The 18,439-nt window shown below is 73.2% G+C and carries 17 protein-coding genes; 10 read left to right on the forward strand and 7 right to left on the reverse strand.

The annotated features are described in order from the left end of the window. Positions 1-48 precede the first annotated feature (48 nt). Complete coding sequence (locus FHU28_RS08210) at positions 49-1,119, forward strand: hypothetical protein (protein WP_184682452.1); 1,071 nt, start codon at positions 49-51, stop codon at positions 1,117-1,119. Continuing rightward, a complete protein-coding gene (locus tag FHU28_RS08215) occupies positions 1,116-2,621 on the forward strand; it encodes a hypothetical protein (RefSeq protein ID WP_184682453.1) in 1,506 nt (501 codons plus the stop codon). The genes FHU28_RS08210 and FHU28_RS08215 overlap by 4 nt, the downstream gene beginning before the upstream one ends. A gap of 10 nt (positions 2,622-2,631) precedes the next feature. On the opposite strand, the gene FHU28_RS08220 is transcribed toward FHU28_RS08215, so the two are convergent. Next, positions 2,632-3,585 (reverse strand): S41 family peptidase, encoded by a 954-nt coding sequence (locus FHU28_RS08220; protein WP_184682454.1) that lies wholly within the window; start codon positions 3,583-3,585, stop codon positions 2,632-2,634. 78 nt (positions 3,586-3,663) lie between these two features. On the opposite strand from FHU28_RS08220, the gene FHU28_RS08225 reads away from it, so the two are divergent. From FHU28_RS08225 to FHU28_RS08245, 5 genes are all read left to right on the forward strand, one after another. Further along, positions 3,664-4,161 carry an ArsR/SmtB family transcription factor gene (locus FHU28_RS08225; RefSeq protein ID WP_184682455.1) on the forward strand — a complete coding sequence of 166 codons (498 nt, stop codon included), beginning with the start codon at positions 3,664-3,666 and terminating at the stop codon, positions 4,159-4,161. A 129-nt stretch (positions 4,162-4,290) separates the two neighbouring features. Further along, positions 4,291-6,570 carry a putative bifunctional diguanylate cyclase/phosphodiesterase gene (locus tag FHU28_RS08230; RefSeq protein WP_184682456.1) on the forward strand — a complete coding sequence of 760 codons (2,280 nt, stop codon included), beginning with the start codon at positions 4,291-4,293 and terminating at the stop codon, positions 6,568-6,570. Positions 6,571-6,699: 129 nt separating this feature from the next. Beyond that, positions 6,700-7,332 (forward strand): hypothetical protein, encoded by a 633-nt coding sequence (locus tag FHU28_RS08235; RefSeq protein ID WP_043326326.1) that lies wholly within the window; start codon positions 6,700-6,702, stop codon positions 7,330-7,332. A 109-nt stretch (positions 7,333-7,441) separates the two neighbouring features. Then, complete coding sequence (locus FHU28_RS08240) at positions 7,442-8,200, forward strand: MerR family transcriptional regulator (protein ID WP_184682457.1); 759 nt, start codon at positions 7,442-7,444, stop codon at positions 8,198-8,200. Positions 8,201-8,227: 27 nt separating this feature from the next. Further along, positions 8,228-8,512, forward strand: a complete 285-nt coding sequence (locus tag FHU28_RS08245) for a putative quinol monooxygenase (protein ID WP_184682458.1) — start codon at positions 8,228-8,230, stop codon at positions 8,510-8,512. Between the two features lie 7 nt (positions 8,513-8,519). Here the strand turns inward: FHU28_RS08245 and FHU28_RS08250 are convergent, their stop codons facing one another. Together FHU28_RS08250 and FHU28_RS08255 are read right to left on the reverse strand one after the other, a co-directional pair. Beyond that, positions 8,520-10,031 carry a GntT/GntP/DsdX family permease gene (locus FHU28_RS08250; RefSeq protein ID WP_184682460.1) on the reverse strand — a complete coding sequence of 504 codons (1,512 nt, stop codon included), beginning with the start codon at positions 10,029-10,031 and terminating at the stop codon, positions 8,520-8,522. Positions 10,032-10,052: 21 nt separating this feature from the next. Next, positions 10,053-11,594: a gluconokinase gene (locus FHU28_RS08255; protein ID WP_184682461.1), complete on the reverse strand. Its 1,542-nt coding sequence runs from the start codon at positions 11,592-11,594 to the stop codon at positions 10,053-10,055. Between the two features lie 265 nt (positions 11,595-11,859). Here FHU28_RS08255 and FHU28_RS08260 point away from each other — a divergent pair, with 265 nt between their 5' ends. Beyond that, positions 11,860-13,014 carry a hypothetical protein gene (locus FHU28_RS08260; RefSeq protein ID WP_184682462.1) on the forward strand — a complete coding sequence of 385 codons (1,155 nt, stop codon included), beginning with the start codon at positions 11,860-11,862 and terminating at the stop codon, positions 13,012-13,014. Between the two features lie 6 nt (positions 13,015-13,020). Here FHU28_RS08260 and FHU28_RS08265 read toward each other — a convergent pair whose 3' ends face one another. Together FHU28_RS08265 and FHU28_RS08270 are read right to left on the reverse strand one after the other, a co-directional pair. Continuing rightward, positions 13,021-14,295 carry a rod shape-determining protein MreC gene (locus FHU28_RS08265; RefSeq protein WP_184682463.1) on the reverse strand — a complete coding sequence of 425 codons (1,275 nt, stop codon included), beginning with the start codon at positions 14,293-14,295 and terminating at the stop codon, positions 13,021-13,023. Then, a complete protein-coding gene (locus FHU28_RS08270; RefSeq protein ID WP_184682464.1) occupies positions 14,288-14,809 on the reverse strand; it encodes a SigE family RNA polymerase sigma factor in 522 nt (173 codons plus the stop codon). Before FHU28_RS08270 ends, FHU28_RS08265 begins: the two co-directional genes overlap by 8 nt. A gap of 192 nt (positions 14,810-15,001) precedes the next feature. On the opposite strand from FHU28_RS08270, the gene FHU28_RS08275 reads away from it, so the two are divergent. Further along, positions 15,002-16,210, forward strand: coding sequence for an aminoglycoside phosphotransferase family protein (locus tag FHU28_RS08275; protein WP_184682466.1), 1,209 nt, complete (start codon positions 15,002-15,004; stop codon positions 16,208-16,210). On the opposite strand, the gene FHU28_RS08280 is transcribed toward FHU28_RS08275, so the two are convergent. Then, positions 16,207-17,067 (reverse strand): AraC family transcriptional regulator, encoded by an 861-nt coding sequence (locus FHU28_RS08280; protein WP_184682468.1) that lies wholly within the window; start codon positions 17,065-17,067, stop codon positions 16,207-16,209. The two genes, FHU28_RS08275 and FHU28_RS08280, sit on opposite strands and share 4 nt — an antisense overlap. 121 nt (positions 17,068-17,188) lie before the next feature. Between FHU28_RS08280 and yidD the strand changes: the two genes are divergently transcribed. Then, complete coding sequence (gene yidD, locus FHU28_RS08285; RefSeq protein ID WP_311773542.1) at positions 17,189-17,560, forward strand: membrane protein insertion efficiency factor YidD; 372 nt, start codon at positions 17,189-17,191, stop codon at positions 17,558-17,560. Positions 17,561-17,702: 142 nt separating this feature from the next. Here yidD and FHU28_RS08290 read toward each other — a convergent pair whose 3' ends face one another. Then, on the reverse strand, positions 17,703-18,437 hold the full coding sequence (locus FHU28_RS08290; protein WP_184682471.1) for a YqjF family protein: 735 nt from the start codon (positions 18,435-18,437) through the stop codon (positions 17,703-17,705). Between the last annotated feature and the right edge of the window lie 2 nt (positions 18,438-18,439).

The raw sequence follows: 18,439 nt of genomic DNA on the forward strand, positions 1-18,439 counted from the left end.
TCCTCTACCGGAGGCGTTAATAGGGGGCCCTTCCTTACACTTCATCGGGTGGAAGAACGGCTGGCGCAGATCCGGGGTGGTGGACCGCCGCGGCGGCACAACGCCCGTACCATCGCCGCGCTGACCGGCAACCCCGGCTGCACCCGGCGCGCCGTGCTGGACAGCGCGGGCGCGGACAAGCCGGCGCTGGCCGAGCGACTCGGCTTCCCGGCCCGGTTCGGCCAGTCCCGTTTCGCGATCACCCGGGGCAACGCCTTCGAGGCGCAGGTGAAGGCCGACGGCGGGGCGGAACTGCTGCGCCTGGTCGCGGAGCGGCTCGGCGTACCGGTGCCGGAGGGCGCGACCTGGACCGACCTCGGCGCCGACGACGACCGGCCGGAACGGTCGCGGGCGGCGCTGACCGCGAGCGGCGACGGCCCGGCCCTCTTCGACCACCCGCTGCTCGGCCTGGACGTGGCGGGCACCCGGGTGCACCTGGAACCGGACCTGGTCGCCGCCCGGCTGGCCGGCCGGTTCCACGTCGTGGAGATCAAGTCGTTTCCGGTGATCGACGGGCAGGCCGACCCGGGCAAGGTCGCCGCCGCCGCGATCCAGTCCGCCGTCTACGTGCTGGCGCTGCGCGAACTGCTCGCCGCCGAGGGACGCGACCCGGAACTGGTGTCGCACGAGGTGGTGCTGGTCTGCCCGCGTGACTTCGCCAACCAGCCGCTGGCCAGCCTGCTCGACGTGCGCCGGCAACTGCTGGTGCTGCGCCGCCAGCTGGCCCGGATGGCGCGGGTCGAGGACCTGCTCGCCGTCGTACCGGCCGGGTTCACAGTCGATCCCGCGGCCGATCCGGCCACGCTCGCCGCCGCGCTGCACGAGGTGCCGGCCCGCTACGCGCCGGACTGCCTGGCCGCCTGCGAGCTTGCGTACTTCTGCCGGCACGAGGCGCGCGGGCAGACCGGCGCGCTGGGCCGGCCGGTCCGCGAGGCGCTGGGCGGCGTCGAGGAGGTGGCCGACGTGCTGGCGCTCGCCGAGGGCTCGGCCGCTCCCGAGCCGGAGCAGGCGGAGGCCGCCGCGCTGCTGCGGGCCGCCGCGCGCCTGCGCGCCGACGCCCTCGCCGGGCAGACCGCATGAGTACGCTGCGCGCGCTCGCCCGGGCGCAGGCGGTCGCCTCCGGGCGGGCCCAGCCGGTGGCCACCGTCCGCCACCTGCACCTGTCGGAGCGGCCACTGGTGGTGGTGCCGCTCGCGCTGGCCGGTGAGGCGAACGCCCCGCTCGCGGCGATGGTCGGCGCCGCGCCCGACGAGGCCCGGCTGCTCGTGGTGCCGCAGCCACGCAACCGGGACCAGCGGTTCGCGTTCGCCGCCGAGCTGGCCGCGATCGTGCTGCCGTACCTGGACGAGTTCCGTGACCTGACCGAGGCGGTGCCGGTGGACCGGGGCCGGGACGTCCGCCACCGGTACGCCGACGCGCCGCAACTGCTGGTGCCGAACCCGGCCGGGGTCACGTTCCTGCGGTTGTTCGGGCGGTCCACCCGGTTCCGCCGTACCGACGGCGACTATCCCGTGCACCAGTCGGTGCCGCTGCTCGGCCGCTGGCTGACGTTCTTCGCCGAGCGCGCCGAGCAGCCCGGCTCGGCGGCGCTGCTGGCGCTCACCGACGTGTTGACGCTGCACTGGGCGACCGGGCAGAGCACTGTGGAGGATCTGCACCTGCCGGCGGTGCTGGGCTGGCTCGACCCGCCGGCCGGGATGACCGGCGCCGAGGCGGCGGCCCGCGCCGAGGACCCGGCCCGCTGCCCGCCGGCCGGGCCGGCCACCGACCCGGACTTCGACAACCACCGGCTCGCCCCGGCGATCGAGGCGTACACCCGGGCCGAGGACGACCCGGTCGCGCGCGCGGCCGCGTACGACGAGCTCGCCGGCCTGCTGCGGGACCAGCTCGCGCCCACCTGGGAGCTGATGTGGCGCGGCGTGGGGCTGTTGCGGACGCTGCCGGCCGGCGCTCGGGTGGCCGGCCGGTGGGCCGGTGACCGGGACGCGTTCACCGCGCACGCCGAGCACGTCGACGCCGGGGGCGGTCCGCAGCCGCGGCGCGACGGCGCGGTGGCGGCGGCGCTGCGGTTGCAGCGGCTGGAGCGGGCGTCGACCGCGTGGGCGGTGCAGCGCGCCTACGACGATCCGCTGGTGATGGCCGAGCACCGGCTGTCCGGGGAGGCGTTCGTCGGCGAGGTGACGCTCGCCGACCCGGCGCGGGTGGACGACTCCGGCAAGCGGCCGGTGCTGCGCCCGCGCATCCAGGTGGTCACCACCGAGCCGGTGCCGATGCCGGTGGGCGCGAGACTGTTCTCGCCGCAGCGTCCGGGGCAGAAGGCCGCTGTGGTGTTCGTGACGCCGGGGGCGGACGGCAAGACCGAGGTGGTGCTGGAGCTGTCCGGCGGGATGGGCCGAGGGCTGACCGCGCCGCCGGGCAGCGTGCCCGAGGTGGGGGAGCGGATCTGCCTGACCAGCCTGTCGGACGGCTTCCTGCCGGGCGGAGCGTTCCCCGCGCCGGAGGAGACGCCGTGGACGCACGGCGGGCCGCCCGGCGCTGCCGCCGCGCCGCAGGACCCGGCCCCGGCGGAGGACTGGTCCTGACCCGCTCGGCTCAGCCCAGGGCGGCGAGAGCCGTCCGCGCCTCGGCCGCCGTCGGCCGGTCCGGGCCCGCCGCCAGCAGCGCCTCCAGGCTCCTGCGGTACGCGACGTCGTGCGCCCGGCCGGCCGGGGTCTCCACGTCCGGGGTGACGCCGCAGCCCTCCCAGTTCGTGCCGCTCGCCGCGTGCACGGGCCGGGCCACCGGCACCGTCAGCTCCAGGTGCGGGTGCAGCCGGTACCCGATGCGGGGATGCGCGCCGCCCCGGGTCGGTTCGCCGACCACTGTGGCGCGGCCGAACTGCTGAAGGTCGTACGCCAGCTCCTCGCCCCCGGAGAACGTCGCCGGACCGGTGAGCACCTGGACCAGCTTGTCCGGGGCGTACCGGGGGACCGGCAGCCAGGCGGCGCTCCAGAACTGGCGGGTGGCGCCGGAGCGCTCGTGCATGGTGTGCAGATGCGTCGGCTCGGCGAAGAACCAGCCGCAGAGCAGCGCCACCCCGTCCGGGCTGCCGCCCTCGGTGCCCCGCAGGTCGAGCAGGAGCGCGTCGGTGCCGGCGAGCAGCCGCAGCGCGGCGGTCAGCGCGTCGCCGGCCAGGTCGGGCGGGAACACGTACGGCTGGATCTCCAGCAGCCCGACGTTGCCGGGCAGCCGTTGCACCCGGGTCACGCCGCCCATGCCGAGCGCGGCGAGGCGCGCGAAGTGCTCCCCGGCCGGGTCGTCGGCCTTGTCGGACAGCGGCTGCTCGTGGTGCTTGAGCCGCAGGTGCAGGTCGCCGTTCGCCGACTGGAGGTCGGCGGTGACGAGCGCGCCGAGCGTGGCGGGATCGCCTGCCATGGCGTACGCCCCGGCGCGCAGTCGCTCGCGCAGGTGGCCGGCGACCCGGTCGGCGACGTCGGGAATGACGTACTTGTCGGCGACCAGGCGGGCGGCCCGCTCGACGACGGTGGTCACGTCTTCTGGATCCATCGGTTCCCCGTTCTCGTGGTGGGTGAGAAGTAGAGCAGCCGGTTGACAAAAGCGTCAAGAGAAATAGACGCTTTGGCGGTGACCGACGATCCGCTGGAGATCCGCGAGCCGGCCCAGTTCAAGGCGCTGGCCCACCCGTTCCGGCACCGGCTGCTGTTCGCGCTCGGAGCCGGCCCTGCCACGCTCAGCCAGCTCGCCGCCCGTCTCGGCGCGGCGAAGGGCACGGTGGCCCACCACCTCGCGGTGCTGACCGAGGCGGGCATGGTCCGCCCGGCGCACAGCCGCCAGGTCCGGGGCGGCACCGAGCGCTACCACGAACGCACGTTCCGCCGGCTCGTCGGTGCTGACACCGACGCGGGCGCCACGGCGGCGCTGCTGGGCGCGTACGCCGAGGAACTCGCCGGTGACCCCGACCCGCTCGTGCACCTGCGGCACCTGCGGCTCACCCCGGCCCAGGCCGAGCGCCTGCGGTCCACGCTGGACGAACTGGTGGGCGAGGCGGAGGAGGCGCCACCGGGACAGGCGCGCTACGGCGTCCTGGTCTCCCTCTACCGGCACCCGCCCGCGGTCCGCTGACCGACAGCCGTCGACTCTGGCGGCGGCCCCCGGCGCTGACTAGGCTTGCGCCGTCCGTCGTCCTGCCCTCACCGTCGAGGGTGCACGTCTGGAAGAGAGCCGGAGCGCATTGTTGTACCCCAGCTCGACGTGAGCCTCGCCGCCGCGGCGCCGGCCCGTCATCCGCTCGCCGGCCGTGTCGGACTTGCCGCGGCCGCCGTCGCCGTACTCGGGGAGACGGCCTGGCTGGTCGCCCGGCTGCCCGGCGCGGCGCTGGTCAGCGACCTCGGCGCGATGGCGGTGTCGAGCCTGGCGGCGGTGCTCTGCTTCGGCGCGGCGCGGCGCCAGCCGGTCGCGTTGCGCCGGTTCTGGGAGCTGATGGCGGCCACCATGGCCCTCGCCGCGCTCGGCCGTACGGTGTGGACAGTCGAACGCCTCGGTGGGCTGGGCCTGCCGCACACGCCGCTGGTCGCCGGACTGTTCGCCGCCGGCATCGTCACCGGCACCGCCGCCCTGCTCACCTTCCGCGCCGGCCCGCGCAGCCTGATCGGCCGGGCCCGCACCCTGCTCGACGGGGTCATCGTCGGGCTGGCCCTCATCCCGATCGGCTGGGTGGTGGTGTTCCAGGAGATCACCGAGGCCGGCCTGGCCGATCCGATGCGCACGTTCGGCCTGCTCTACCCGATGTTCGACCTGATGCAACTGACCATCCTGGTGGCGGTCGCCGGTCCGGGCCGGCCGATGTGGCGGGCGCTCACCGTGATCGGGGCGGGCCTGGCGATCCGGGCCGGCGCGGACGCCGTCTACGTGTCCCTGGTCGCGCACGGCAACTACACGCCCGGTCACCCGGTCGACATCTGCTGGCCGCTGAGCTATCTGCTGGTCGGACTGGCCACCCGCTATCCGCCGCCGGTCGACGAGGACGGCGAGGACGACGTGGTCGAGTCGCCGCTGCCGCCGTGGTGGCGGGTGGCGCTGCCGTACCTGCCGGTGGGCGGTGCGATCGTCGCGGTCATGCTGTCGCGGCGGCCCAGCGGGCAGACTCCGCACGTGGTCTTCGTCGGCATGATGGCCCTGCTCGGCGTGCTGGCGCTGCGCCAGGGGCTGGCCGCGAACGAGAACCTGCGGCTGGTCGGCCGGCTGCGCCGGCTCGCGTACTCCGACCAGCTCACCGGCCTGCCGAACCGGCTGACGTTCGTGCGGCGGCTGCGCCGGGCGTTGCGTGGGGGCGGGCCGGTCGCCGTGGTGCTGCTCGACCTGGACGGCTTCAAGCAGGTGAACGACAGGTTCGGTCACGCCGCCGGGGACCGGTTGCTGACCACGACCGCGGAGCGCATGCGGGACGCGGTCGGCCCGGACGGGATGATCGCGCGGCTGGGCGGCGACGAGTTCGCGGTGCTGGTGGCCGGGGAGCGCCCGGTGCCGCCCGAGCGGCTCGCGATCCGGCTGCTCGCCGCGCTGGAACCGCTGCCCGGCGAGGAGGACCTCGGCGTCCACCCGTCGGCGAGCATCGGCATCGCCGAGTACGGGCCGCAGCACACCTCGCACACCGACCTGCTCCGCGACGCCGACATCGCCATGTACGCGGCGAAGGCGGCCGGCAAGGCCGCGTACCGCACGTGCACGCCGGAGCTGCGCGAGTCGGCGGTGAGCCGGGCCGAGCTGATCGCCGACCTGCGCCGCGCGGTGGACGAGGGCCAGTTGCTGATGGAGTTCCAGCCCATCGTCGACCTCGACACCGGCGTGGTACGCAGCGCCGAGGCCCTGGTGCGCTGGCGGCATCCCCGGCTCGGCGTGCTCACCCCGGCCCGGTTCCTGCCGCTGGCCGAGGAGACCGGGCTGATCGTGGCGATCGACAGGTGGGTCATCCACGAGGCGTGCCGGGCCGCGGCGACCTGGCGCGCGAACGCGCCGGAGGTGACAGTGGCGGTGAACATCGCCGCCGCTCACCTGTGCCGGCCCGACCTCATCGCCACTGTCACCGGCGCGGTCGCCGCGGCCGGCCTGCCGCCGCGCGCGCTCACCCTGGAACTCACCGAGTCCGCGCTGATCGAGGGCAGCGAGTCGGTGCTGGACCGGCTGTCCCAGCTGCGCGACCTCGGCATCCGGATCGCCATCGACGACTTCGGCACCGGCTACTCCTCGCTGAGCTACCTGCACCGCATCCCGGCCACCGAGTTGAAGATCGACAGGTCGTTCGTGTCCCGGCTGGACGCCGGTGACACCCGCGCGTACGCCACCGTCGAGATGGTGAACCGGCTGGCCGGCGCGTTCGACCTCGCGGTGGTGGCCGAGGGGGTGGAGACGGTCGCGCAGCACGCGGCGGTCACCGCGATCGGCTGCCGGCAGGGCCAGGGCTGGCGGTACGGCCGCCCCACGGCCCTGCCGGACCTGCTTCCCGCGTTGTCCGGGGCGGGCGCGGACCGCTGACCGGCCCGCCCGGGTGGGGGCCGAAGGTCCCGGACAGGACAGGGGATTCGACCCTGCTCACGGGCGGTACGCGCCGTCATGATTATTCTCGTCAGCCAGACGAATACACCCTCCACACGGGAGTCAGATATGAAGCGACGGACGCTCGACCTGCTGTTCAGCATCGGTGGGCTGGGCCTGGCGGTCCTGCTGCTCGTCGTCGGCGTCGTCCTGACGACGAACGCCAACTTCGCCAACGACTACGTACGTTCCCAGCTCGGCGAGCAGAACATCACCTTCACCCCGGCGGACAAACTGTCGGACGAGGAGAAGAAGTCGGACTGCCTGCGCGAGTACGCCGGCCAGAAGATGACGACCGGCAAGCAGGCGGAGTGCTACGCCAACGAGTACATCGGCCTGCACCTGAAGAACATGGCCGGCGGCAAGACCTACGCCGACCTGGGCGAGCCGCAGAGCGCGCTGCGCGAGCAGGTGGCCCAGGCCGAGCAGAGCAACGCCGCCAACCTGGCCGACCTGCAGAAGCAGCTCGCCGAGGTGACCGCCCAGCGGGAGACCGTGTTCAAGGGCGAGACGCTGCGCGGCCTGCTGCTCACCTCGTACGGCTTCAGCGAGTTCGGCCGCAAGGCCGAGCAGGGCGCCCTGGCCGTGTACCTCGGCGCGGGCCTGCTCCTGCTGCTCTCCGCCGCCGGCCTGGTGCACGCCTTCCGCACCCCGCCGACCGCGACCTTCGCCGCCCCGGAGAAGGAGAAGGTCACCAACTGACCGCACCGACGACGCCCCCGGCCGATCATGGTCGGGGGCGTCGTCGTGTTCGCGGCTTGACCCTCACGCAGCGGAAGGCGGCAGCCTTGGTCGCGGAAGGGAGGGAACCATGGCGTACACGGTGGGGCAGGTGGCGCGGGCGGCTCGGGTGACGGTCCGGACGCTGCACCACTACGACGAGATCGGGCTGCTGCGGCCCAGCGGGCGAACGCCGGCGGGCTACCGCCGCTACGACGACGCGGACCTGGACCGGTTGCAGCTCATCCGCTACTACCGCGAGCTGGGGTTCCCGCTTGAGGAGATCGCCGAGATCCTGGACGATCCGGACGCCGACCCGGTGGCGCACCTGCGCCGGCAGCACGAGCTGCTGTCCGGGCGGATCGGGAAGCTCCAGGAGATGGTCGCGGCGATCGAACACGCGATGGAGGCGAGGACGTTGGGGATCCAGTTGACGCCGGAGGAGCGGTTCGAGGTGTTCGGTGACTTCGACCCGGACGAGCACGCCGAGGAGGCCGAGCATCGCTGGGGTGACACCGAGGCGTACCGGCAGTCGCAGGAGCGCGCGGGCCGCTACTCGAAGGAGGACTGGCTGCGCAACAAGGCGGAGAACGAGGACTGGGGGCGGCGGTTCGTCGCACTCATGGACTCGGGCGCGCCGGCTGACGGCCCGGAGGCGATGGCGCTGGCCGAGGAGCACCGGCAGCTCATCACCACGTGGTGGTACGACTGCTCGTACGAGATCCACACCGGTCTGGCCGACATGTACATGGCCGACCCGCGGTTCACCGAGTACTTCGAGACGCTGCGGCCCGGGATGGCCGCGTACCTGAACGAGGCCATCCACGCCAACGCGATCACCCGGGCCTGACCGGGGGTCCGTGGCAGGATGGCCGGCATGCTCATCGTCGCCGGCACCCTCTACGTCGATCCGGCCCGGCGGTACGCCTACCTGGCGTCCTGTGAGGCCGCCGTCCGCGCGGCCCGGGCCGCGCCCGGCTGCGTCGACTTCGCGGTCAGCGCCGACCTGGTCGAGCCGGGCCGGGTCAACGTCTACGAGCGGTGGGAGTCCGACGAGCAGTTGCTGGCGTTCCGGGGCTCCGGCCCGGAGGCCGAGCAGGTGACGGAGATCCTCGGCGCCGAGGTGCACAAGTTCCGCATCTCCGGCGTCGAGGCTCCCTGAGACGTCGCTACAGGAAGACGTCGAGCAGCAGGACGCCGAGGAAGCCGACCACCGAGATGATCGTCTCCATCACCGACCAGCTCTTGATGGTCTGCCCGACGGTCAACCCGAAGTACTCCTTCACCAGCCAGAAACCGGCGTCGTTGACGTGCGAGAAGAACAGCGACCCGCAGCCGATGGCCAGCGCCAGCAGCGCCACCTCGGGACCGCCGAGCGTGTCGGCCAGCGGCGCCACGATTCCGGCGGCGGTGATGGTGGCGACGGTGGCCGAGCCGGTGGCGACCCGGATGCCGACCGCCACGAGCCAGCCGAGCAGCAGCGGCGAGAGGTTCGCGCCGTCGGCGGCGTTCGCGACCAGGTCGCCCACACCGGCGTCGACGAGCACCTGCTTGAAGCCGCCACCGGCGGCGACGATCAGCAGGATGCCGGCGATCGGCGGCAGTGAGCCGCCGAGGAAACCGGAGACCTGGGTACGGCTGAAGCCGGACCGGTAGCCCAGGAAGATCATGGCGAAGATGACGCCGGCGAGCAGGGCGATGATCGGGGTGCCGACGATGTCCAGCGCCTTGCGGCCGGCGGTGTTCTCGGCGAGTGTCAGCTCGCCGATCGCCCGCAGCAGCATCAGCACCACCGGCAGCAGCACGGTGACCACCGCCGCCCACAGCGCCGGGGAGCGGCTGGATCGCCGGCCGGCCGGTTCCTCGATGGCGGCGCCGGGGCGGCCGGTGCCGGGGTTGAGCAGGTCGTCCTCGGTGACCAGGTCGCCGTCGGCGTCGGCCCGGCCGTCACCGGGACGGGTCGGGCTGCGGTCGTCGGCGGCGTCCCGCCGGGTCGGCAGCAGCTCCGTCGGGGCGGTGGCCGACACGTACCGGGCGATGAAGTTGCCGAAGACCGGGCCGGCGATGATCACCGTGGGGATCGCCACCAGCAGGCCCAGGGCGAGCGTCTGACCGAGGTTGGCGCCGAGCGCGTCGATCGCCACCAACGGGCCGGGGTGCGGCGGCACCAGGCCGTGCAGCACCGACAGACCGGCGAGCGCGGGAATGCCGATCTTGATCAGCGGGACATTCACCCGCAGCGAGACGAGCAGCACGATCGGCACCAGCAGCACCACGCCGACCTCGAAGAACAACGGCAGGCCGATGAGCGCGGCCACGCCGGCCATCGCCCAGGGCAGCGCGGTGCCGGAGACCCGGCCGACCACCCGTTCCACGATGCCGTCCGCGCCGCCGGACTCGGCCAGCAGGCCGCCGATCATCGCGCCGAGCGCGATCAGCAGACCGACGCCGCCGACTGTGGAGCCGACGCCGCCGCTGAACGACGTGACGATCTTGTCGACGGGTACGGCGGCGACCACGCCGAGCACCGCCGCGCCGAGGATCAGCGAGAGGAACGGGTGCACCTTGCCCCACGCGATGAGCAGCACCACAGCGGCGATGCCGAGCAGGGCGGCGAGGACGAGTTGGGTGTCACCGGCGTTCGTGAGCGGTTCCGCGGGAGCAGCGAGCAGTGTGACCACGGCGACCACGCCCTTCGGTCGTCAGCGGGGAGGTGCTGTCGGTGGCGGTTCCGGCGGCAGGCTGGGCGCCATCCGCCGCAGGGACGCGAACGTGGGCACGAGCGCGTCGTACAGCTCGGAGAAGAGGGGGAGCAGCGCGGCGTACGTGGCGGCGGAGGCGGGATCCGGGTGGACCGTCTCCTCGATCCGGACCAGATCGGCGGCGACCTCGATCGACCCGATCAGCCCGAGCGCCTGCATACCCAGCAGCGCGGCGCCGAAGCCGGACCCCTCGTGCCCGGCGGGGAACCGCACCGGCATGCCCAGCGCGTCGGCGAGGATCTGCCGCCACAGCGGGCTGCGGGCGAAGCCGCCGCTGGCGCGGACCTCGCGTACCTCGTTGCCGGCCGCCCGGACCGAGGCGAGGACCAGCGCGAGCTGCTGGCAGACGCCCTCCAGCGCGGCCCGGACCAGGTGCGCCCGGCCGTGGCCGTGGGTCAGCCCGACGTACGCGCCGCGCGGTAGCGCGCTCCAGTGCGGCGCCCGCTCGCTCAGCAGGTACGGCAGCATGATCAGCCCGCCGGAGCCGACCGGCGCCTGGGTGGCCAGGTCGAGCAGTTCCTCCTCGGCGTGCTCACCCAGCTCCGGGGCGAGCGCGTCGTTCGCCCACTTGAGGACGATCCCGCCGTTGTTGATGGCGCCGCCGACGACCCAGCGGTCCTCGGTGAGCGCGTAGCAGAACACGCCACCGAGCGGGTCGACGCCGGGGCGCTCCACCATCACCCGCATCGCGCCGCTGGTGCCGATCGAGCAGGCCACCACGCCGGGGCGTACCGCGCCGAGGCCGAGGTTCGCCAGCGGCCCGTCGCCGGCGCCCACCACCAGCGGGGTGTCCGCCGGCAGCCCGGTGGCCCGCGCCGCCCCGGCGGTGAGCCCGGGCAGCACGTGGGTGGTGGGTACGAGCTGGGGAAGCTGTTCCTCGGTGATGCCGGCCAGGCGTAGCGCCTCGGCGTCCCAGGTCAGCCGGTGGATGTCCATCAGGCCGGTGGCCGAGGCGACCGAGTGGTCGGTGACGAGCGCGTCGGCGAGCCGCCGCAGCACCAGATCCTTGATGCCGACCCAGTGCGCGACCCGCTCGTGCAGCTTCGGCTCCTGCTCGGCGAACCAGACCAGCTTGGGCAGCGGCGCCATCGGGTGCACCGGGGTGCCGGTGCGCCGGTGCAGCGCGAGCCCGGACGGCACCGCCCGTAGCCGCTCGGCCTGCGCGCTGGCCCGGGAGTCGGCCCAGGTGATCGACGGGGTCAGCGGGGTGCCGTCGGCGTCCAGCCCGATCAGGCTGTGCATGGCGGTGCTGAACGACAATCCGGCCACCGGTACGCGCAGCTCGTCCACCACCGCGCGGATCACGCCCAGCACTGCCTGGTGGATGAGGTCCGGATCCTGCTCGGCCCAGCCCGGGTTCGGCTCCTCCAGCGGGTAGCCGATCGAGTGGCTGGCCAGTTGCCGGCCGGTGGTGTCGAACGCGACGGCCTTGGAGCTGGTGGTGCCGATGTCCACTCCCACCACCACGGCCGGGTCGCCCACCGGTGCACCTCCTCGCCGCCGGGGGCCGCGGTCCGCCCCGCTGTTGCGGCTGACGTTACCCACGTGTCCACGCGCCCGCATGACGAAGCGGGACCGCCGGAGGCCGGTGGCACGGAACGTGAATCGACGCGGGAGTTTCCGCCGATTGTGGAGGTCAATCAGCCGATCGGTCTAATTGGTGAATTTCGCGTGTCTTCGTACCCCTGCCGGATCGTTGACATGAATGACACCCCGATTGGTGGGCTCGCGCGGCGGAGGAGTCGGCGTGGCGAAGACTGATTCGACGGGTTCCACATGGCGGTACCGGTGGGCGCACCGGCAGAACGAACGGCGGCAGCGGGCCTTCCGCGCGGCCGACGAGGCGTGGCGACGCCGCGACGACGAGCTGTGCCGCCTGCGTACGCTCGCGGTGTCCTTCCACGGCTCGGCCCAGGCCGGCGTCGGCCTGCCGATGGAGCTGGCCTCCGGTGAGGTGGTCTTCTGGACGCTCCCGGCCGCGCAACTGGTGGAGGTGCGGCACACCGCCGTGCTGCCCGCCCCCGAGCTGACAGTCGACCCCGACCCGCCCGTGCTGCGCCCGCGCCGCCCGGAGGGGGTCAAGGTGGTCGACGCCGGGCTCGCGGTGCTCACCAACCGCCGGCTGGTGCTGCTCGGCGGGCGCGGCCGGCGCGACTGGGCGTACGGCCGGATGACCGGCCTGTCCCACGACCCCGGCGCGCCGGTCACCCTGATCCAGGTGCTGGACCGCCGACGTACCTCCGGGTTGCTGCTGCCCACCGGCGCGGTGGCCGACTTCCGGTTCACGCTCACGCTCGCGTTCGCCGACGCGATCGAGCAGCGCGCCGCGGTCGTGGCCGAGCTGGACGAGCTGATCGAGGAGCACGCGGCGGAGCGCCCCCAGCGCCCGCCCGTGCTCACCCCCGCCCAGGCCCGGGTCTCCGCGCTGGTGCCCGGCGGCCGGCGCACAGTGGCGGTCGGCGCGGCGCTCGCGCTCGTCGTGCCGGCGATGCTCTTCGAGTCCAACCCGCCGACCCGGGCCGGCTCGGAGCGCGCCGCCGCGGCCACCCCGGCGGCCACCGACACCCCCTCGCCGCCGCAGGTCGCGCCCGCCGTCCAGGTCCGGCCCACGGCCAGCCCCGAGCCGTCGCGCGCCCGTCCCGCGCCGCCGCGCGGCACGCCCCAGCCGCCGGTCGAGCGCCGCTGCGGCGCCCCGGTGAACCCCTTCGGGTACGACTTCTGCGGCGGCCAGCGGATCCGCAGGCCGGCTGCCGGGGTGTGCGACTGGTTCGAGTGCGTACCCGGGTTCTGGTCCGATCGGGGCTGGCTGGTGCAGTGCCGCGACGGCTCGATCAGCCGCACCGGCGGCCAGCGTGACGTGTGCGCCGGGCACAAGGGGCTGCGCCGGACCGTCTGGCGCTGACGCCGGTCAGGGCGTGGATGGCGTCATGATCGACAGTCTGGTCAGGTTGGCAAGGTCGGCTGTCGGCGTGAGCTCCACGGTGGTCGCACCCGCCACCTTGTCCGCAGCGGCTCGCCCGATCGTGACAGCGCCGACCCGATCGCTCTGCTGGGACGGATCCGGCATCAACACACGATTGGTCCGGTAGACCTGACCACTCGCGGGAATGCCCTCCATCACGAGCCTTCCGCCGGTGCCGCGCACGAAACCCGGAACATTGCTGATGTTCGTGTACACCCGTCCGGAGAATCCGGTGCTGGTGACGAGATCGACACTGGCTTCGCCACGCACGGTGTCGACTGCGGAGACTCGTCCGACCAAGCCTTCGGCGACGACGGCAAGTTGCCCTCGCCGGACTCCCTGATCCTTCGGGAACGCCACGGTGATCTGTTGGCCGTTCCTGCCGATCACCTCTGCGGGCACGGCCCGCGCGTCGCCGTCCACGCCCGCCTCACCAGGCACCTCGAACATCCTCGTGAAGCCGGCGAACGGTCGCTTCGACTTGACGAACCCCGCGATCGTCGTCGTCTGCGCGGTCGCAGCGATCGGAAGCCGTTTCACGACGAGGCGGCTGGTGGGTCCGTCCGGTTCTTGGACGATTTCGTCATCGACAGCCGTGCTCGACACCCGCAGCGCTGTCACGCCCGGCATGGCGAGGGCAATGACATAGGTGCCCGCAGAGTCGTTGCTCACCTCGCCGGCGGCTCCGGACAGCCGTGGACTGACCAGGCTTACCACCTGGGTCTTCACCGGATCAGGCGCCGGCCGATCGACCCGCATCCGCAAGGCGTCCGCCGCACCGGAATCACCCGTGAAGAAGGCCAACCGCGCGTCACCCTGCTTGTCGTATCCCTGCAGGATGACCACTGTCGAGCGCAGGCGTGGATGGCGCGTCGCGACAAGTGCTCGAACATCCCTGTGTGGGCCCGTCGAGCCGGCACGGTCCCAGACGCCGGTGGCCTCCCGAACCAGCCCCGCGTCCACGTCTCCCACCGGAGACCAGCCCAGAAGAGGACCGTCCGGCGGCGGTGCGGCGAGTTGCGGCGGGGACCCGAGTCCTACCACCCGAAACGTCGTGACCAGCACCGCCAAGCACACTGCCGCCGCAGTTCCGGCGGCGATACGCTGCCGCCCGCGACGCCGTTCCGCCCGCCGCATGATCTTGCTTTCATAGCCCGTTGTCGGTATCACCGACTCAGCCAGATCCGCCAGGCCGTCGCGCAACTCGGTCGTGTCATGCATAGCGCACCTCTTGATCAGCGACAGCGTCTGCCTCAACCCACTGCTGACGCAGGGTCCGCAGGCCCCTTGACGAAAGACTCTTGACCGTGCCGACCGAACAACCCATGACGAGCGCCGTGTCCTGCTCCGACAGATCCTCGTAGAAGCGCAGGACGACGGCGGCACGCTGTCGTGCCGGCAGCCCGTCCAACGCCCGGCGGAGCAGGTCGCGCTGTTCCACGCCCACGTACTCGTCTCGTGCCTGGGTCTCCACCAGCCGGCCCAGGGGCTGTTCCCACCAGGATCGGCGTCGCCTCCAGGTCACGAAGGTGTTCACCAGAACGCGGCGAACGTAATGATCGACGCCTTCTGAGCGTTGCAGCCGAGACCACGCCACGACCGTCTTGGCCAGCGTCGTCTGGACCAGATCCTCGGCTTTCCCACGGTCTCCGCACAGCAGGAAGGCGGTCCGAAGCAGCGATCCGTAACGCGCCCTCACAAAGGCTGTCACCTCCTCATCCTCGCGATCGTGCATCGGCCACCCGCACCTTCGGTTTCGATCTCACGGCCACTACTTACGCTCTCGGCCCCAGTAAACGTTGCCGCGACCACGGGAAATCTTTGGCGATCAATTATCTTGGCCCCGCGGGTCGGTGAGAGTGACGACCGGCCCGGCGTCCGATGAATGTGGTCGCCTCCGGTGACGGTTCCCGGCTACCGTCCGGCCGTGTCCCGCACCGTGACGCTCGTCCTGCTCGACGCCACCGGCCGCCCGCTCGGCGCGCTGCCGCCGTTCGACGTGCCAGAGCCGTGGTGGCAGGAAGCCGCCTCGATCGTCGACACCGTCCGGCGTCGCCACGGTCTGGAGGTCGCCGTGCTGCGGCTGCTCGGCGCCGACCGTCCCGCGCCGCCCGGCGGCCACGTCCGCTACCTGGCACAGACCGCCGACGCGCCCGCCGTACCCCTGGAGCCGGTTGCCGTGGACCTCGCGCCGCATCCGCTGCGTCTGCCGTGGGCGCAGGCCGGCGGTCCGGACCGCAGCGTCGCCTGGGCGGCGGGTGAGCTGCACCGGCTCGGCCGTCGAGTGACGGCGGTGGCGCAGCAGCGCACCTGGAATCTCTCCGCCATCTGGCGCCTGGACACCGACCACGGCCCCGCCTGGCTGAAGCAGCTCCCCCCTTTCGCCCGCCACGAGCCCATGCTCCTGGCCTTCCCCGCTGATCAAGGAGTTGGTGTCGGTGACGATCTCCCTGGCGACACGAACTCCTTGATCAACGGGCCGAGGGTGCTCGCCGCGGACGGGGAAGGGCGGATGCTGCTGGAGGACGTGCCGGGACAGGACCGGTACGGGGCCGGGGAGGGGGAGCGCGCCGCGATCGCGGCCGGGCATCACCTGGTGCAGCGGCGGGCGTGTGTGGTCGTCGGTGAGCTGGTCGCGGCGGGGGTGCCGGATCTGCGCGGGGCGGGGCTGGCGGACTGGATCCGCGAGCGGCTGGCCGGGCACGACGTGTCGGCCGCCGCGGCCCTGCTCGACGGGCTCGACCGGCGGTTGCGGCAGGTCGGCGACTGCGGCCTGCCGGACACGCTCGTGCACGGCGACCTGCACCCCGGCAACGTGCGCGGCGACGGGCAGCGGCGGGTGGTGATCGACTGGGCGGACTCATTCGTCGGCCACCCCGCCTTCGACATCCTGCGCCTGACCGAGGACGTCGACGCGGACGCCGCCGCCCGGCTGGTCGACGCGTGGGCGCGGCGCTGGCGTACCGACGCGCCCGGCAGCGACCCGCGCCGGGCCGTCGACCTGCTCCGGCCGGTCGCGCCGCTGCGGCTGGCCGCCGTGTACGCGATGTTCCTCGCCGCCATCGAGCCGAGCGAGCACCCGTACCACGTACACGACGTGCCGGCCGCGCTGGCGCGAGCGGCAGCTACTCCCTAGACCCGGCGGACCGGGATCCACAGCTCCGCGTCGGCGGTGCCGCCGTCCTCGGCGACCCGCACCCGCGAGATCTCCGGCCCCGGGCGGGCCTCGTACGGGTTGGACGGGAACCAAGACGTGAACACGGCCCGCCACAGGTGCTGCACCGCCACCGGGAACGCGCCGGAACTGGAGAACACCGCCCAGTCACCGGCCTCCACCGGCAGGCTGTCCAGGTCGCCGGGCACGTCCGCGCCGGTCACCGCCGCGTACCAGTAGTCCAGCTCGGCGCCCTCGTCGCGGGAACCGGCCAGCTCGGCGCTGACGTTGACAATCCCGCTCGGCTCCTGGTCGGACAGCGCCTCGATGCGACGTACGGTGGCCGGGTCGATGCCCCTGACGAACGCCACGATGTGCGGGTTCATCCCCTCGTGGACGAGCGGCACCCGCGCCGTGAGACCGGCGAGCCGGAAGGCGTCCTTGGTCACGATCCGGTAGTCCATGCTGGTGTTCCCTTCGACGACGAGCCGGAAGGACATCCGGGGCTGGGATCGCAGCACCGCACCGGCGTGCCGGGCCTGCGTCGGCCCGACGCCGTGCACGGCGCGGAACGCGCGGGCGAACGCCTCGTTCGAGCCGTACCCCCAGCGGACCGCCACGTCGAGCAGCGACTCCCGGCCGGCGAGCACGTCCGCGCCGGCCAGCGTCATCCGGCGACGGCGCACGTACTCCGACAGCGGCAGCCCGGCCAGCGCCGAGAACAGCCGGCCGAAGTGGTGCTCCGACACGCCCGCGATCCGGGCCAGCGCGGCCACGTCGAGCGGCCTGTCGAGCCGCTGTTCGAGGTGGTCCAGCGCGGCGTTGAGCCGATCCAGCACCCGTTTCTTCCCTCCTGGTGACGCCTTCGACGCTAGGTTCCCGGACGCCCACCGACCCGATCACACCGGACCCGGTCCGGTCGCCACATCGACACTGGCGAGCGTGTCGCATCATGACGTGGTGATCTTTCGGAAGCGGCACCACAACAAGAAGAAGAGCCGGGACTGGTGCAACTGCGACGTGCCCACCTGTGACGGGCCGGGCTGCTGCGACCTGGGCCTCTTCTCGATGCTGCTCACCCTCGGCTCGGTGACTGCCGGTGTCGTGCGCCGACCCGCCGTGGACCGCGCCGGACGGGCCGCCATCCTCGGTTATCGGCGCTGGCTGTCGCACCGCTGGCCGGCGACCTGCCGCTACACGCCCACGTGCAGCACGTACGGGCTCGCCGCGGTGGAGCGGTACGGGCTGGCGGTGGGCGGTCGGATGGCCGCCGACCGGGTACGCCGATGCCGCCCCGACGTGCCGCACGGCACCCACGACCCGGTGCGCTGACGCCGCTCGCCTCGGGGCCGCTTGTCTCGGGGCCGCGCGGACGTGCCGTCGCCACGTCGGGGAGGTGGCGGTGTCCCGGTACGCCGGATGCCGCCACTTCGGCGACCTGGCGTCGATCAAGGTGCTCAGCAACGGGTGGCGGTCAGCCGACCGTGGTGGGGCCGCCGAACACGACCGGGACGCCGGGTGAGTAGAGCACGCTCACCGGCGGCCCGTCCGGTGCCGGCAGGCCCCCGGCGGTGACCAGCTCGTCGTCCAGGTGCAGCAGCTCGGCGCTGTGCAGCGGCCACTGCGGATGCCAGTTCGGCACGTGCAGGGTGTGGCCGTACGCGCGGGTGTGCAGACCCCAGCGCGCGGTGAGGAAGTGCTCCAGCGGCGTCGGCTCGGGGATGGGCGCGCCGACGCGTACCGTCATCCGGCTGGACGCGCCGGACGGACCGGGCCAGCGGCGGCGGCACCGGTAGGTGAGCGTGTCGCCGGAGCGGTCCAGCCGCATCGCCGACCACTTGTACGGCAGGCGCAGGCTCAGCTGGGCCACCAGCACCGGCACCAGCCGGGACGCGTCGAGCGAGCGGAATACGACAGCGCGCCGCCCGGAGCCGTCGACGGAGTAGAGCCGGATGTTCGTCTCCCAGAACGTGCCGAAGTACGGCACGCCCGGGCCACGGCCGAGCCCCAGCCCGACCATCTGGAACCCGATCAGCCCGACGTAGGTGAGCCCGTCGAACGTGTCCGGCCGGGTGCCGGCGGGCAGCAGTGGCGCCACCCGCTCCGGCGGGACCGCCCAGTGCAGGAACGCCAGGTCGTGCCAGCGCTGTGCCAGCCAGGACCGGCGGATGGCGCGTACCGGAGCGTGCTCGACCGGTTCGATCTCCACCG

Source organism: Micromonospora echinospora (assembly GCF_014203425.1).
Lineage (GTDB): Bacteria > Actinomycetota > Actinomycetes > Mycobacteriales > Micromonosporaceae > Micromonospora > Micromonospora echinospora_A.

Bases quoted from the DNA above. Each gene is read 5' to 3' on its own strand.
- FHU28_RS08245 (WP_184682458.1), top strand. From the start codon at position 8,228: ATGCTCATCGTCGCCGGCACCCTCTACGTCGATCCGGCCCGGCGGTAC.
- FHU28_RS08220 (WP_184682454.1), bottom strand. From the start codon at position 3,585: ATGGATCCAGAAGACGTGACCACCGTCGTCGAGCGGGCCGCCCGCCTG.
- FHU28_RS08215 (WP_184682453.1), top strand. From the start codon at position 1,116: ATGAGTACGCTGCGCGCGCTCGCCCGGGCGCAGGCGGTCGCCTCCGGG.
- FHU28_RS08235 (WP_043326326.1), top strand. From the start codon at position 6,700: ATGAAGCGACGGACGCTCGACCTGCTGTTCAGCATCGGTGGGCTGGGC.
- FHU28_RS08240 (WP_184682457.1), top strand. From the start codon at position 7,442: ATGGCGTACACGGTGGGGCAGGTGGCGCGGGCGGCTCGGGTGACGGTC.
- FHU28_RS08265 (WP_184682463.1), bottom strand. From the start codon at position 14,295: ATGCATGACACGACCGAGTTGCGCGACGGCCTGGCGGATCTGGCTGAG.
- FHU28_RS08270 (WP_184682464.1), bottom strand. From the start codon at position 14,809: ATGCACGATCGCGAGGATGAGGAGGTGACAGCCTTTGTGAGGGCGCGT.